The organism is Kribbella sp. NPDC048837 (assembly GCF_055586945.1).
On the sequence record NZ_JBVJHF010000005.1, the window covers coordinates 70,708 to 84,885 of the forward strand.

Genomic DNA, 14,178 nt, shown 5'->3' on the forward strand with positions numbered 1-14,178 from the left:
GTCACCAGATGGAACCGCCCAAAACGACAAGAAAAGTGTCGGGAGGTCCGTCTAGGGTCGGGCCCGTGAGCGAGCAGCGGGAGTCCTTGGTGCACGTCCGCGGGCTGCGGAAGTCGTACGGCGACTTCGAGGCGGTCCGCGGGATCGACCTGGACGTGTGGAAGGGCGAGGCGTTCGGGTTCCTCGGGCCGAACGGCGCGGGCAAGTCGTCGACGATGCGGATGATCGGCGCGGTCTCCCCGACCAGCGGCGGCACGCTGCGGATCCTCGGCCTGGACCCGGCCACCGACGGCCCGGCGATCCGGGCCCGGCTCGGCGTCTGCCCGCAGGACGACACTCTCGACACCGAGCTCACCGTCCGGGAGAACCTGACGATCTACGGGCGGTACTTCGGCCTCAGCCGGGCCGAGTCGCGGAGCCGGTCGGACGAGCTGCTCGAGTTCGTCGCGCTCACCGAGAAGGCGAACGTCAAGGTCGACGAGCTGTCCGGCGGCATGAAGCGGCGGCTGACGATCGCCCGCTCGCTGGTCAGCAAGCCGGACCTGCTGCTGCTCGACGAGCCGACCACCGGCCTCGACCCGCAGGCCCGGCACCTGCTGTGGGACAAGCTGTTCCGGCTCAAACAGGCCGGCGTGACGCTGATCATCACCACCCACTACATGGACGAGGCCGAGCAGTTGTGCGACCGGCTCGTCGTGATGGACGGCGGGCTGATCGCGGCCGAGGGGTCACCGGCCGATCTGATCCGGGACTACTCGACCCGCGAGGTGACCGAGCTGCGGTTCGGTCCGGACGTGATGCTGTCCGATCACGACGCGCTGGAGGACAAGGTCGCCGACCTGGCCCAGCGCATCGAGGTGCTGCCGGACCGCCTGTTGCTCTACACCGACGACGGTGAGCGCGCGGTCGCCGCGGTCCACGAGCGTGGCCTGCAGCCGGCCGCGGTGCTGGTGCGACGCTCGACGCTGGAGGACGTGTTCCTCCGGCTGACCGGTCGGACGCTGGTGGACTGATGGCCCTCGCACTGCAGAACGGGCGTCGCCAGTTCGACTACTGGCTGACCGTCTACAAACGGACCTGGAAGGGCACCCTGGTCAGCAGCTTCCTGCTGCCCCTGCTCTACCTGGCCTCGATGGGTGTCGGGCTCGGCTCGTTCGTCGACAGCAACGGGACCGGCGCGCTCGGTGGCGTGAGCTACCTGCAGTTCATCGCGCCGGGGTTGCTGGCCGCCACCGCGTTGCAGATCGCGGTCGGCGAGGCGACGTACCCGGTGATGAGTGGGCTGAAGTGGCAGAAGTTCTACCACTCGATGATCGCGACACCGCTGCGCCCGGCCGACGTCGCCTACGGGCAGCTCGGGTTCATCGCGTTCCGGGTGTTCAGCTCCTGTGCGGTGTTCATGGTGGTGATCACGCTGTTCGGCGGGCTGAAGTCGCCGCTCGGGCTGCTGGGGCTGCCGGTGGCCCTGCTGGTCGGGATGGCGGTGGCCGGCCCGGTCGCGGCGTACGCGACCAAGCTGGACAACGACTCGGGCTTCGCGATGATCTTCCGGTTCGGCGTGGTCCCGGCGTTCCTGTTCTCCGGTGCGTTCTTCCCGGTCTCGCAGCTGCCCAACTGGATCGAGTGGCTGGCCTATGTCAGCCCGTTGTGGCACGGCGTCGAGCTGGCCCGTGCGCTGAGCCTCGGCACGGTCGATCCGTGGCTCGCGCTCGTCAACATCGTCTACCTGCTGGTCTGGTTCGTCGGCGGCACCTGGCTGGCCGTCCGCGGCTTCTCGAAGAGGTTGGTCGGCTGATGACGACGATCGCTGCCCGCGTTGTCCCGGTTCCGGTTCGCCTCGGCGGCGGACGGCACATCGTCGAGCGGAACTTCCTGCTCTACCGGCGGTCCTGGGTGGTGTTCCTGTCCGGCTTCGTCGAGCCGGTGTTCTACCTGCTCTCGATCGGCATCGGGGTCGCGCACCTGGTCGGCGACTTCACCCTGTCCGACGGCACCACGATCGCGTACGCCGCGTTCGTCGCGCCGGCGATGCTGGCCAGTTCGGCGATGAACGGTGCGATCTTCGACTCGACGTACAACATCTTCTTCCGGATGAAGTACGCCAAGCTCTACGACTCGATGCTGGCGACGCCGCTGCGGCCGTGGGACATCGCCACCGGTGAGGTGACCTGGGCGCTGCTGCGGGGCGCTTGCTACGCGGCGATGTTCGTCGTGGTGATGCTGATCATGGGCCTGGTGTCGTCGTGGTGGGCGCTGCTCGCGCTTCCGGCCGCGGTGCTGATCGGGTTCGCGTTCGCGGGCGCCGGGATGGCGCTGACCACGTTCATGCGCAGCTGGCAGGACTTCGAGTTCGTGCAGCTGGCGATCATCCCGATGTTCCTGTTCTCGGCGACGTTCTACCCGATCGAGACCTACCCGGAGGCGATCCGCTGGCTGGTCGAGATCACCCCGCTCTACCAGGGCGTCGTCCTCGAGCGTGCCTTCACCACCGGCACCGTCGGCTGGTCGCTGCTGATCAACGCCGCCTACCTCGCCGTCATGGGCACCCTCGGAATGTACGTCGCCTCCGGCCGGCTCGGGAAGCTGCTGCTGAAGTAGTCACTGAGTGCGACCCGGCGGAACCGGAGGGTTTACGGCGCCGTCGGAAAGGCATGATCCGGCGGGTGAGGAATCCGATCGGGGCGTTGCGGCGCAGTCAGCAGGTGCGGGCCGGGTTGAAAGCACCCCGGGAGCGGCTGCCGGGCGGGCGCCGGCGCTGGATCCGGTCGTCGATGGACTGGCTGATCGCCGAGTTCGGGCGGGACGTCCTGCTCCGGCCGATCGTGCTGCCGGACGACCTCATCCCGGCCGGGTACGACGGCAGCCTCGCGGCCGCGGAGCAGCTGTGCGAGCGGGTCGCCGACCGGATGGGTCTCGTGCCGGGGCAGTGCGGACTCAGCTTCGAGCTCGTCGGTGACAGCGTCCGCCGACAGACGTACCGCAGGTCGGCTTCGACGCTGAAGTCGGCCTCGGCCGTCAAGTCGGTCTCGGTCGTGAAGGAGCCATCCGGCCGGTGGGTCCGTGGTGCCGACGGCAACCAGATCCACCTCGCGCCCGCGCTGGTCGCCGACCCGGTCGCGCTGATCGCGATCTACGCCCACGAGGTCGGGCACGAGCTCTTGCTTGGTAGCGACCGGATCTCGCTCGCACGGCGGCCGGACCACGAGCCGCTGACCGACCTGCTGACCGTCTTCTACGGACTCGGGATCTTCACGGCGAACGCGGCGTACGAGCGTCGCCCGCGACCGAACGGCCGGGGTAAGCAACCGCTCGCCCGCGGGTACCTACGCGAGGCGGCGTTGGCCGACGCACTCGCGTACTACGCCCTCCTGCGCGGCGAACGCCGTCCGGATTGGGACCGCTATCTCGACTCACCGGTTCGCCGCGGAATGCGGAACCAGTCGGCCATCTTGCACAAGTAGACGGGTCTACTGCTTGAGGAGCTGCCGCAGCCACCACACCGCTCCGCGGAACATGGACTCCCGGCTCGGCCCGGACAGGTGGTCCGGCAGGTGCAGCGAGGTCATCGTCTGGTGGAGCGCACCCAGCTCGTTGGCCAGCTCGAGCGCCCGGCGGAGCTCGGCCGGCGACGCGTACTCCTCCCACTCGGCCAGATAGGCGTCGGTCAACCGCGCGTCCTGCGAGATCGGTGAGCGGTCCTCCGCGAACGTCACCAGATCCAGGAACGGGTGCGACACGGACCCGTCGGTCCAGTCGAACGCCAGCACCCGGCCGTCCCGGACGGCGACGTTCCGCGGATGCAGGTCACCGTGCAGCAGGGTCTCCGGTACGCCGATCGCCGCCAGCTCGGTGATTGCCTCACGCAACTGTTCGGCCCGGCGCGGCAGCAGCGCGCGCTCGGCGGGCTCGAGCCGGTCGGTCGCCGGGTTCGGTCCGAGGAGGCGGTCGAGCTCGGCCGCCAGGACCGCGAGCCGCCGGTCGACGCAGCTGAACTCGAACAGCCGATCGGTCTGATCCACGTAGCTGCGCTGCAACCTGGCGTGCCCCCGCAGCGCGTCGATCCACACCGCGATGTCGGACTCGCCGGCCAACGGCGGGCCGAGATCGGGCAGCAGCATCCAGGCCCGCTTCTCGTCGATGGCCACGGGTGTCGGCACCGACCCGGGCCGATCCTCCGACAGCTCCTTCAACAGCAAAGGCTCGTGGGCGAACAAGAGTGGCAGTGCGTCCGGCCCAGCCGGCTGGATCGTGCTGGAGTGTGCGAGCGCCTTGAAGTAGATGTCCCCGTCCGGGCCGTTGACGCGCAGGACGTTCGACAACCCCCACGAGCGCACTTGGCTCCACGGGCCCGCAACGTGCTCGGCGATCCAGGGCAGGGCATCGTCGTACCAGTCCGGCATCGTCCACGCCGGGGTGACGGGGGAGTCCGGCGGCAGGGCGAGGTGTTGCCGCGCGGCGACCACTGCTGGGTCATCGACGTCGTACACCCAGCGCGCGTCGTCCGGTGCGGCGCCGGTCGAGACCATCAGGTAGGTCGTCGGCTCTTCGGTGAGGCAGGTCAGCACAGCGGCGTCGATACCGGCCAGTGCTCGCAGCACCGGCTCGACATCCGGGAACCAGACCTTCTCGGAGAACTCCACCCGCGGCAGACCGGACGGCAGTATCAGGACAGCCTGGTCGGACGCACGGACCACGACGGCTGTGATTTCCATGTCCTGCAGCGTATGTGGCCGGTGCAACGGCTTTTCGTGCGTAGGGTGAGGGCGTGATCGATGCCAGGGACATCGCGCGGGCGGCGGATCTGTTGCATGACGTGGTTGCGCCGACGCCGCTGGAGTACTCGCGGTGGCTGAGTGAACTCGTCGGTGGAGACGTGTTCCTGAAGTGCGAGAACCTGCAACGCACCGGGTCCTTCAAGCTGCGGGGTGCGTACGTGCGCATGGCCCGGCTGTCCAAGGCCGAACGCCGACGCGGTGTGGTCGCGGCCAGCGCCGGGAACCACGCCCAAGGTGTGGCGTTGGCGGCGCAGTTGCTCGGGATCAAGTCGACGGTCTTCATGCCGCACGGCGCCCCGATCCCGAAGGAGAAGGCGACTCGTGCGTACGGCGCCGAGGTCCGCTTCGTCGGGACGTCGATCGACGACTGTCTGCGGGCGGCCCTGGAGTTCGAGGCCGAGACGGGTGCGGTGCTGATCCACCCGTTCGACCATCCCGACATCGTCGCCGGTCAGGCGACCACCGGGCTGGAGATCGTCGAGCAGTGCCCGCAGGTGCGGACGGTCGTCGTACCGACCGGTGGCGGTGGACTGGTGGCCGGGATCGCGTGCGCGATGCAGCGTGACGGGGTGCCGATCGAGGTCGTCGGCGTCCAGGCCGCGGGCGCGGCGGCGTACCCGGCCTCGCTGGAGGCCGGCGAGCCGGTCCAGCTGGAGCACATGGCGACCATCGCGGACGGGATCGCGGTCGGGCTGCCGGGAAAGGTCCCGTTCGAGGCGATCCGGCAGTACGTCGGGGAGATGCGCACGGTCGGCGAGGATTCGTTGTCCAAGGCCCTCTTGCTGGTCCTGGAGCGCGCGAAGCTCGTGGTCGAACCGGCCGGCGCGGCAGCGGTGGCCGCCGTACTCGACGAGCCGAAGCGCTTCAAGCCGCCGGTCGTGGTGGTGCTGTCCGGAGGCAACATCGATCCGCTGCTGCTGATGCGCGTCATCCGGCAAGGGATGGCTGCGGCCGGCCGGTACCTGTCCTTGCGGGTGCGGATCCCGGACACGCCGGGTGGCCTGGCCAGACTGCTCACGCAGCTCGCGGACCTAGATGTGAACATCATCGAGGTGGTGCACGAACGCATCTCGGAGACGCTGCACCTTGATGAGGTCGAGGTGGCGCTGCAGCTCGAACTGCGCAGCGAGGATCACCGCGGGCGCGTGCTGAGCGCGCTGACGAGCAACGACTACAGCTACACGCTCAACTGATCAGTCGAGCGGGGCGCAGCTCTTCACCAGCGGGGCGTGCAGCCGCTCGGCCAGGACCTGGCGCTGGGTGGGCTTGGCCTCGGTCTGGCGCTGCAGGCCGGCCTCGGTCAGCCGGACGTTGACGGCGCGGCGGTCCTCCGCGCACATGTGCCGCTCGACCAGGCCGGCGACCTCGAGGCGGCCGATCACGCGGGACAGCGCGCTCTGGCTCAGGTGCACGGACTTGGCGATCGTCGCCACCTTGGCGGACTGCTCGGGCAGCTCGGCCAGGCGCTCGAGCACCTCGTACTCACTCATGCCGAGCTCGTGACCGGCCTGCAGGGCGCGGTCGAGGGCGCAGGTCAGGTCGGCGTGGCGAGCGAGCAGCTCACGCCATTCCCTGACATCAGCACTGACATCGGCGCCGGTCTCACCAGTCCCGACGCTGACCTTCGTAGCGGCCATGGAGGCGACGTTACCATGCGTGCGCAATCTATGCAAACGCATTTAATGCCTAGACATTAGATGCATGTGCATGGAATAGTCTCCCCTTGTGACACAGACAACGCACACCACATCACCGGCCCGCATGACCTGGGACGCGCGCCTCTGGGGCGCGCTTCTGGTGGTCTGCGGCGTGATCTTCCTCGACGGCCTGGACGTGTCCATGGTCGGTATGTCCCTGCCTTCCATCGGCGCCGACCTGGGCGTCTCGCTCTCCTCCCTGCAGTGGGTCGTGACCGGCTACGTGCTCGGGTACGGCGGCCTGCTGCTGCTCGGCGGCCGGACCGCCGACCTGCTCGGCCGGCGCCGCGTCTTCCTGATCGCGCTGGCCGTGTTCGCCGCGGTCTCGATGCTGAGCTCGCTGGCCACGAACGCCGAACTGCTCATCGCCGCGCGGTTCGTCAAGGGCGTCGCCGCCGCGTTCACCGCGCCGGCCGCGCTCTCCATCATCACCACGACCTTCCACGAGGGCCCGGACCGTAACCGCGCCCTCAGCATCTTCACCACCTGCGCCGCCAGCGGCTTCTCGATGGGCCTGATCCTGGGCGGCGCGCTGACCGAGGTCGGCTGGCGCTGGACCTTCCTGATGCCCGGCCCGGTCGCCCTGATCGTGCTGCTGTTCGCGATCAAGCTGATCCCGAACAGCCCGCGGGACGAGGTCGCCGGCGGGTACGACGTCCCCGGCGCGGTCACCGTCACCGGAGGCATGCTGTCGCTGGTCTACGCCGTCGTCGGCGCCGAGCACGCCGGCTGGGTCTCGGTGCAGACGTTCGGGATGTTCGCGCTGGCGATCGTCCTGCTGGGCGCCTTCGTCGCGATCGAGCTGCGGTCCAAGCACCCGCTGGTCCGGCTCGGCATCCTGCGCAACGCCTCGCTGCGGCGGGCCAACCTGGCCATCCTGACCGTGTTCGGTGCGTACGTCGCCTTCCAGCTGATCGGCACCATGTACATGCAGAACCTGCTCGGCTGGTCGTCGTTCGAGACCGCGCTGGCGTTCCTGCCGGCCGGCCTGCTGGTCGCCACCCTGTCGCCGAACGCGGGCAAGCTGGCCGACCGGTTCGGGACCGAGACGATGATCATCACCTCGATGGCGCTGTTCGTCGCCGGGTACGCCCTGTCGCTGCGGATCGGCCCGGAGGCGGCGTACTTCTCGACCGTCTTCCCGACGATCATGCTGCTCGGGCTCGGGTTCGCGATCGGGTTCCCGGCGCTGAACATCCAGGCGGTGTCGGGGGTTCCGGACCACGAGCAGGGGCTGGCGTCCGGACTGTTCAACACCTCCAACCAGGTCGGCGGCGCGGTGGTCCTCGCGATCGTGACCGCGGTGATCAGCAGCCAGTCGGTCGGTGTGACCACGCCGGCCGGGATGCTCTCGGCGTACAAGCCGGGGCTGGGTGTGGTGACCGGGATCGCGGCGCTCGGGCTGGTGATCGCACTGACCGGTCTGCGCGGGCTGCGGGCCCGCCGGGCCGCTGAGGAGGCGGAGACCGCTGAGCTGGCCGCCGTACAGAACGAACTGGCCGCGGAGGAGATGACCCCGGCCGCCTGACGACAACAACCAGCTCCTTGCTGGGGCTGTGCAGTTGATAGAGACGCAGTTGCGGGTTCCGGGCTACTCCCCGGGGCCCGCACTGCTGCGTTCGGTGAGGTTTCGGGGCCATCCCGGATTGGTTTCGACCCACCAGGGTGCTGGACTGGGGGCATGAGCAACCAGAGCGACTACGACCGGCGGGTCAAGGACATCCTCGACCGGGTCGCCAAGGGCCACTTGTCCCCGGAAGAAGCCACCACCCTGATCGCCGCCATCCCGAACCCGGCCGCCACTGAGGCCGCGGAGCCGACGGCGCAGCCTCCGGTTGCCGAAGACAACGCAGACTCGACAGCCGAGGGCGACGAGACACCGTCCCCCTCGGTGTGGGCCGACGTGGTCGACTCCCCGGACGCTGCTGACCAGCCCGCGCCCCGGCATGCGGCCGAATCTGCCGAGAACGGTGTCCAGGACAGTGTCGTCGACGAGGCCCCGGCCGAGACCGAGGAGGTCTCGGAGGAACCCACGGAGGTCGAGGAGGAGCACAGCAACGTGCCGGTGCCGGCGGGGGTGCTGCGGGTGACGGTTCGGGCGATCGGGCGGCGCGTGCGGTTGATCGGCGAGCCGGCGATCAACGGGGTCGCGGTGGACGGGCCGCACGTGATCAAGCGCGACGGTGACACCCTCGCGATCAGCAGTGAAGGCGACATGGGTGTCTCGATCGACGGGTTCAGCATGCTGCGCAACCCGACCGATCTGAAGTCCCACGTCAACGGCCTGGCCAAGGAGCTGTCCATCCGGGTCAACCCGAGCCTCCAGGTCGAGGTCGAGGTGACCGGCGGCAGCGTCAACGCCGAGCGCCTGCCCGGGCTGAGTCGGGTCCGTGTGACTGCCGGTACGGCGAAGGTCGCCGACGTCGACGGCCCGATCGACCTGCTCGTCCAGGCCGGCTCGGCCAACCTGGACGCCCAGCTCACCAAGGGCCGCTCCCGGGTCCGGGTCGAGTCCGGTACGGCGAACGTCGCCCTGCGCCGCGGTTCCGACGTACGCGTCCACACCGAGGCCCAGCTCGGCCGCGTCACCTGGACCGGCGCGGTCTCCGGTCAGTCCAAGGACGTGGAGATCGGCCGCGGTCGCGCCGCCCTCGACGTCGAGGTCCTGGTCGGCACCGCTCAGATCGCCTCCGACTGATCAAGGACCGCGGGGACGGTCCGCAGAGTACGGAACGGTGAGAAGTAGAGGAAGGACGTGCCTGCGAGGGTCGCCAGACCGGCGACCCACAAGGTCGCGTGCAGTCCGAACGCCGTACCGAGCGCACCACCCAGGAGGCTGCCGAGCGGCGCGGCTCCCCAGCTGACGAAGCTCATGGTCGCGCTGACGCGTCCCTGCAGCTCCGGCGGGCACAGGCGTTGTCGCAGGCTCACTTGCACGATGTAGCTGACGATGATGCAGAACCCGGCGAGCAGCATCGAGACGACGTACCAGCTGACCAGCCAGCCCGGTGCGGTCAGCGCCTGCAGGGTGAACGCGACGCCGATGCCGGTAGCGGACAGCAGCAGCGTACGGGCGTCGCCGTACCTGTTGCTGATCCTCTCTGTCACCACTGACGCGACTATGGCTCCGCCGAGGCCGATCATGCTCAGTACGCCGATCGTGCCCGGCTGCAAGTGCACCTCGCGGACGAGATAGACGATCATGATCGCGCCGGCGGCCGCCTGGAACAGCATGGTCGTCGCGGTGTTCAGTGCGATCGGCCGTAGCAGCGGATGCTTGAACACGTAGCGCAGGCCCTCTGCGATCTCGCGGCGCAGGTCGGGCCGGTCCGGCTTCACCGGTTGGGCTTCCGGCGTACGGATCGAGCGCAGCCAGAGTGCGGACCAGAGGAAGCTCAGGGCATCCAGTCCGATGGTCACAGCCGCACCGAGGAACTGGACGAGCACACCGCCCGCGCCGGCCCCGATCACCGCGCCGATGGAGTGATTGGCGGCCAGCTTCGCGTTGCCCGGCAGCAGCTGATCCGGCTCGAGCAATCGGGGCGGATAAGAACTGTGTGCCACGTCGAACAGCACGGCGAGGATCCCGGTCAGCGCCAGTACGACGTACAGCTGCGCCAGACTCAGTACGCCGAACCACGCGGCCACGGGGATCGACGCGAAGAGCAGTGCCCGGCCCAGATCGGCGTACACGAGCACTGGAAGGCATCGCACCCGGTCGACCCAAGCACCGGCGAACAGACCGAGGAGCAACCAGGCCGCCGTCTCGCAGGTCCGCAACAGCGACACCTGCAGGGTCGACGCGTCCAGCGTGAGTACGGCGAGCAGCGGGATCGCGATCATGCTCAGCCGCGAGCCGAGCTGGCTGAGCAGGTCGGCGATCCACAGGCGGCGGAAATCGGGGTGGCGGAGGATGCCCATTGCGTGACAGTAAGCGCCGGGTTGAGCGGTGTCGACTCAACTATCAACAAAGTTGAGCCTGGTCGACTCAATTTAATTCCCGGATGAAATTGTCGGACTCCTCGGGCATAGTGGCCTGCGTCACATCCAGAAGGGGGACGTGCGGAATGGCTGCTGTCGAGGCAACCGGCCTCGTGAAGACGTTCAAGACCAGGAAGAACACCGTCAAGGCGCTCGACGGGATCGATCTGGAGATCCCGGAGGGGAGTGTGCTCGGCCTGCTGGGGCCGAACGGCGCCGGCAAGACCACTGCGGTCCGGGTGCTGACCACCCTGATGACACCGGACGCCGGCTCGGCCCGGGTGCTCGGACGCGACGTGGTGAAGGACGCGGACACGGTCCGCTCGCTGGTCGGCCTGTCCGGTCAGTACGCCGCGGTCGACGAGCTGCTCACCGGCCGGGAGAACCTGTGGATGTTCGGCCGCCTGTACCGGCTGAGCAGCCAGCAGGCCAAGCAACGTGCGGACGAGCTGCTCGAGACGTTCGACCTCACCGACGCCGCGGACCGGATCCTGAAGACGTACTCGGGCGGCATGCGCCGGCGTCTGGACCTGGCCGGTTCGCTGATCGCCCATCCGAAGGTGCTGTTCCTCGACGAGCCGACGACGGGTCTGGACCCGCGCTCGCGGCTCGACCTGTGGAAGATCATCCGGGACCGGGTCAGCGAAGGCGTGACCATCCTGCTGACGACGCAGTACCTGGAGGAGGCCGACGAGCTCGCCGACAGCATCGTCGTGGTCGACCACGGCTCGGTGATCGCCCGCGGTACGGCGGACGAGCTCAAGGCGAAGGTCGGTGGCGAGCGGATCGAGGTCGTCGTGCACGACCCGGACGAGATCGATCGCGCCCTGGAGTTGCTGACCGCGGCTCTCGGCATCGTCGATCCGGACTCCACCACGCTCGAGCAGCACAGCCGGCGGATCACGGTGCCGGCGCCGGGCGGCTCGACCGCGCTGGTCGAGGTGATCCGGACGCTGGACGCCGCCGGGATCCGGATCGCCGACATCGGCCTGCGGCGGCCGACGCTGGATGACGTGTTCCTCACCCTGACCGGGCACGAGGCCGAGCAGAAGGAGTCGCTGTGAGTGTGGAGTTGCCGGCCCGGGTGAATCCGTTGGGCCGGGCGCTGACCGATGCCCGCATCCTGGCGTGGCGGAGCCTGAAACGGATCCCGCGGACGCCGGACATGGTGATCTACGCGACCATCCAGCCGATCATGTTCGTGCTGCTGTTCGCCTACGTCTTCGGCAATGCGATCCCGATCCCGGGCTTCCCGGGCCCGAAGGCGTACCGGGAGTTCCTGATGGCGGGGATCTTCGCCCAGACGATGGCGTTCGCGGTCGCGTCGGCGAGTGTCGGGCTGGCCGACGACATGTCGAAGGGGCTCATCGACCGGTTCCGATCGTTGCCGATGGCAAGGTCCGGGGTGATCGCCGGCCGCGTCGCCGGGGACCTGGTGTTCAACTCGTTCGTGATGGTGGTCATGGTGCTCTGCGGCCTGCTCGTGGGGTGGCGGTGGCACAACGGGTTCGGCCAGGCGCTGGCGGCGTTCGGGATCCTGTTGCTGTTCGCCTTCTCGATGCTCTGGGTCGGCGCGCTGATCGGCCTGTCGGTCGGCAGCCCCGAGGTGGCGGCGTCGGCCGGGCTGATCTGGCTGTTCCCGCTGACCTTCCTCTCGAACGCGTTCGTCCCGACGACGCAGCTGCCCAGCGGTTTGCAACCGATCGCCGTGTGGAACCCGATCTCATCGATTGTCGCCGCCTGCCGGCATCTCTTCGGCAATCCGTCCCCGTTTCCCAACCCGGACAGCTTTCCAGCCCAGCATCCCGTCTGGCTCTCGCTGATCTGGTGCTCGGTGATCATCGCCGTGTTCGCGCCGCTGGCCGTCCGCAAGTACCGGAGTGCCACGGCCCATTGACAAGACTTATACGCCGTACAAATAATTCGAACTGTGTTAAAGAAACCGGCGGCGAACTGGCGTGAGGCGCGGCGGGAGAGCGCCCGGGCCAGCGTGCTGTCGGCCGCCTGGGAGCTGGTCCGCGAGGACGGGCTGGCCGCCCTGTCCTTGCGCGAGCTCGCCCGCCGGGCCGGCATCACGACGCCGACGCTGTATGCGTACTTCGAGTCGAAGAACGCGATCCTGGACGCGATGTTCGCCCAGGCGGCGCAGGCGTTCGTCGACCTGAAGGCCTCACTTCCGGCGACGGACGACCCACAAGAGGATCTGCTGACCGAGGCGCGCGCGTTCACCGCGTTCTGCGTGTCCGACGTGCCTCGGTACCAGCTGCTCTTCCAGCACTCGGTCCCCGGCTTCACGCCGTCGGCCGAGTCCTACGAGCTCGCGATCGGTGCCCTGGAGGTCACCCGCGAGCTCCTCGCACGCAACGGCGTGCGCGATCCGCGGCACCTCGACATCTGGACCGCCATCACCGTCGGCCTGGTCGGCCAGCAGATCTCCAACGACCCGGGCGGCGACCGGTGGAGCGGGCTCGTCGAGGACGTCACCAGGATGTTCCTCGCCCAGTTCGGGAGCGGGGGAGCCACGTAACGCAAGGGGGAACCACTCATGACCACTGTCACCCAGCCACGACTCCATCACCTGGCCCTGACCGTGACCGACCTCGAGTCGAGCGTCCGGTGGTACGGCGAAGTGTTCGGAGTCCACCCGGTCATCGAGGTACCGCACGCAGGCGGTGTCGGCCGCATCCTCGCCGACCCCGACCATCAGCTGATGATCGCCCTGCACCACCACGACACCAACGACGGTGCCCTCTGCAAGGAGACCGTCACCGGCCTCGACCACGCCGGCTTCGCGGTGGACAGCCGTGCCGAGCTCGAGCGGTGGCAGGACCACCTCGAGGCCCACGGCGTCGTCCGTGCCGACACCGCCGACAAGCCGCTCACCCAGTCCCCGATCGCCGACGAGCCCTATGCCTCGGTCCTCGTCTTCCGCGACCAGGACAACATCCAGCTCGAGCTCTTCGCGCCGGCCGTTCAGTAGCCGAAAAGCAAGCGCCCCGGTGGTTGTCCACCGGGGCGCTCGGAGCTGGGTGGGTGAGGCCGTGTCTGATGGTTCCGCGCCTACTGCGCGGCACTCGGCACGGCACCTCGCCGCACGTGAGCAAAGGCCACGATGCTCCGCATCGAGACCTTCGCTCCCGCGCGCCGATGCACCGCACCGAGCACCTGCTCGCTACGGCGCGGAACCATCAGACACGGCCTAGCCGGTGAAGGGTTCCGCGCCGACGATCTCGACGGTCACGTCCTTGCCGTTGGGGGCCGCGTAGGTGGCCTTGTCGCCCTTCTTCTTGCCGAGGATCGCCGATCCGAGCGGGGACTGCGGCGAATACACGTCGATGTCGACCGACGCGTCCAGGGCGAGCAGTTCGCGGGAGCCGAGCAGGAACGTCTCGACGTCGTCGTCACCGGCGAACTTGATCGAGACCTTCATCCCCGGCCCGATCTTCGCGCCGGCCTTCGGGGTCTCGCCGACCCGGGCCCGCCGCAGCATGTCCTCCAGCTGCCGGATCCGGGCCTCGATCTTGCCCTGCTCGTCCTTGGCGGCGTGGTAGCCGCCGTTCTCCTTGAGGTCGCCCTCGTCCCGTGCCTCGCTGATCCGCTGGGTGATCTCGGCACGGGCGGGGCCCTTGAGGTGCTCGAGCTCGGACTTCAGCTGGTCATATCCATCCTGCGTCAGCCAGACAACGCTGTCCTCTTCGATCCGCTGCGTCACGGGCTGCTCCTTG

At 68.7% G+C, this 14,178-nt stretch carries 15 protein-coding genes; 11 read left to right on the forward strand and 4 right to left on the reverse strand.

What is annotated here, in order from left to right:
* Nucleotides 1-65 precede the first annotated feature (65 nt).
* The 4 genes from ACZ6O0_RS23715 to ACZ6O0_RS23730 all read left to right on the forward strand — a co-directional run bounded on the left by ACZ6O0_RS23715 (nucleotide 66) and on the right by ACZ6O0_RS23730 (nucleotide 3,461).
* Nucleotides 66-1,013 (forward strand): ABC transporter ATP-binding protein, encoded by a 948-nt coding sequence (locus tag ACZ6O0_RS23715; RefSeq protein WP_465767143.1) that lies wholly within the window; start codon nucleotides 66-68, stop codon nucleotides 1,011-1,013.
* Nucleotides 1,013-1,795, forward strand: coding sequence for an ABC transporter permease (locus ACZ6O0_RS23720; RefSeq protein WP_465767144.1), 783 nt, complete (start codon nucleotides 1,013-1,015; stop codon nucleotides 1,793-1,795). Before ACZ6O0_RS23715 ends, ACZ6O0_RS23720 begins: the two co-directional genes overlap by 1 nt.
* Nucleotides 1,795-2,598: an ABC transporter permease gene (locus ACZ6O0_RS23725; RefSeq protein WP_465767145.1), complete on the forward strand. Its 804-nt coding sequence runs from the start codon at nucleotides 1,795-1,797 to the stop codon at nucleotides 2,596-2,598. The genes ACZ6O0_RS23720 and ACZ6O0_RS23725 overlap by 1 nt, the downstream gene beginning before the upstream one ends.
* A gap of 65 nt (nucleotides 2,599-2,663) precedes the next feature.
* Nucleotides 2,664-3,461: a hypothetical protein gene (locus tag ACZ6O0_RS23730; RefSeq protein ID WP_465767146.1), complete on the forward strand. Its 798-nt coding sequence runs from the start codon at nucleotides 2,664-2,666 to the stop codon at nucleotides 3,459-3,461.
* 6 nt (nucleotides 3,462-3,467) lie between these two features.
* On the opposite strand, the gene ACZ6O0_RS23735 is transcribed toward ACZ6O0_RS23730, so the two are convergent.
* A complete protein-coding gene (locus tag ACZ6O0_RS23735; protein ID WP_465767147.1) occupies nucleotides 3,468-4,712 on the reverse strand; it encodes a phosphotransferase family protein in 1,245 nt (414 codons plus the stop codon).
* A 53-nt stretch (nucleotides 4,713-4,765) separates the two neighbouring features.
* Here ACZ6O0_RS23735 and ilvA point away from each other — a divergent pair, with 53 nt between their 5' ends.
* Nucleotides 4,766-5,968: a threonine ammonia-lyase gene (gene ilvA, locus ACZ6O0_RS23740; protein WP_465767148.1), complete on the forward strand. Its 1,203-nt coding sequence runs from the start codon at nucleotides 4,766-4,768 to the stop codon at nucleotides 5,966-5,968.
* On the opposite strand, the gene ACZ6O0_RS23745 is transcribed toward ilvA, so the two are convergent.
* A complete protein-coding gene (locus ACZ6O0_RS23745) occupies nucleotides 5,969-6,412 on the reverse strand; it encodes a MarR family winged helix-turn-helix transcriptional regulator (protein ID WP_465767149.1) in 444 nt (147 codons plus the stop codon).
* Nucleotides 6,413-6,500: 88 nt separating this feature from the next.
* Here ACZ6O0_RS23745 and ACZ6O0_RS23750 point away from each other — a divergent pair, with 88 nt between their 5' ends.
* On the forward strand, nucleotides 6,501-8,000 hold the full coding sequence (locus tag ACZ6O0_RS23750; protein WP_465767150.1) for an MFS transporter: 1,500 nt from the start codon (nucleotides 6,501-6,503) through the stop codon (nucleotides 7,998-8,000).
* A 153-nt stretch (nucleotides 8,001-8,153) separates the two neighbouring features.
* Entirely contained in the window at nucleotides 8,154-9,170 is a 1,017-nt protein-coding gene (locus ACZ6O0_RS23755; RefSeq protein ID WP_465767151.1) for a hypothetical protein, read from the forward strand.
* Here the strand turns inward: ACZ6O0_RS23755 and ACZ6O0_RS23760 are convergent.
* Entirely contained in the window at nucleotides 9,152-10,393 is a 1,242-nt protein-coding gene (locus tag ACZ6O0_RS23760) for an MFS transporter (protein ID WP_465767152.1), read from the reverse strand. The genes ACZ6O0_RS23755 and ACZ6O0_RS23760 overlap by 19 nt on opposite strands.
* Before the next feature lie 146 nt (nucleotides 10,394-10,539).
* Between ACZ6O0_RS23760 and ACZ6O0_RS23765 the strand changes: the two genes are divergently transcribed.
* The 4 genes from ACZ6O0_RS23765 to ACZ6O0_RS23780 are packed head-to-tail and all read left to right on the forward strand — an operon-like array spanning nucleotide 10,540 to nucleotide 13,433.
* Nucleotides 10,540-11,517, forward strand: a complete 978-nt coding sequence (locus tag ACZ6O0_RS23765; protein ID WP_465767153.1) for an ATP-binding cassette domain-containing protein — start codon at nucleotides 10,540-10,542, stop codon at nucleotides 11,515-11,517.
* Nucleotides 11,514-12,350 carry an ABC transporter permease gene (locus ACZ6O0_RS23770; protein ID WP_465767154.1) on the forward strand — a complete coding sequence of 279 codons (837 nt, stop codon included), beginning with the start codon at nucleotides 11,514-11,516 and terminating at the stop codon, nucleotides 12,348-12,350. The genes ACZ6O0_RS23765 and ACZ6O0_RS23770 overlap by 4 nt, the downstream gene beginning before the upstream one ends.
* Nucleotides 12,351-12,383: 33 nt before the next feature.
* On the forward strand, nucleotides 12,384-12,980 hold the full coding sequence (locus ACZ6O0_RS23775; protein ID WP_465767155.1) for a TetR/AcrR family transcriptional regulator: 597 nt from the start codon (nucleotides 12,384-12,386) through the stop codon (nucleotides 12,978-12,980).
* An 18-nt stretch (nucleotides 12,981-12,998) separates the two neighbouring features.
* Nucleotides 12,999-13,433, forward strand: coding sequence for a VOC family protein (locus ACZ6O0_RS23780; RefSeq protein WP_465767156.1), 435 nt, complete (start codon nucleotides 12,999-13,001; stop codon nucleotides 13,431-13,433).
* A 219-nt stretch (nucleotides 13,434-13,652) separates the two neighbouring features.
* Here the strand turns inward: ACZ6O0_RS23780 and greA are convergent, their stop codons facing one another.
* Complete coding sequence (gene greA, locus ACZ6O0_RS23785) at nucleotides 13,653-14,165, reverse strand: transcription elongation factor GreA (RefSeq protein ID WP_465767157.1); 513 nt, start codon at nucleotides 14,163-14,165, stop codon at nucleotides 13,653-13,655.
* Between the last annotated feature and the right edge of the window lie 13 nt (nucleotides 14,166-14,178).

Coding starts and splice junctions, on each gene's coding strand:
- ACZ6O0_RS23720 (WP_465767144.1), top strand. CDS start 1,013: ATGGCCCTCGCACTGCAGAACGGGCGTCGCCAGTTCGACTACTGGCTG.
- ACZ6O0_RS23725 (WP_465767145.1), top strand. CDS start 1,795: ATGACGACGATCGCTGCCCGCGTTGTCCCGGTTCCGGTTCGCCTCGGC.
- ACZ6O0_RS23735 (WP_465767147.1), bottom strand. CDS start 4,712: ATGGAAATCACAGCCGTCGTGGTCCGTGCGTCCGACCAGGCTGTCCTG.
- ACZ6O0_RS23745 (WP_465767149.1), bottom strand. CDS start 6,412: ATGGCCGCTACGAAGGTCAGCGTCGGGACTGGTGAGACCGGCGCCGAT.
- ACZ6O0_RS23755 (WP_465767151.1), top strand. CDS start 8,154: ATGAGCAACCAGAGCGACTACGACCGGCGGGTCAAGGACATCCTCGAC.
- ACZ6O0_RS23760 (WP_465767152.1), bottom strand. CDS start 10,393: ATGGGCATCCTCCGCCACCCCGATTTCCGCCGCCTGTGGATCGCCGAC.
- ACZ6O0_RS23765 (WP_465767153.1), top strand. CDS start 10,540: ATGGCTGCTGTCGAGGCAACCGGCCTCGTGAAGACGTTCAAGACCAGG.
- ACZ6O0_RS23780 (WP_465767156.1), top strand. CDS start 12,999: ATGACCACTGTCACCCAGCCACGACTCCATCACCTGGCCCTGACCGTG.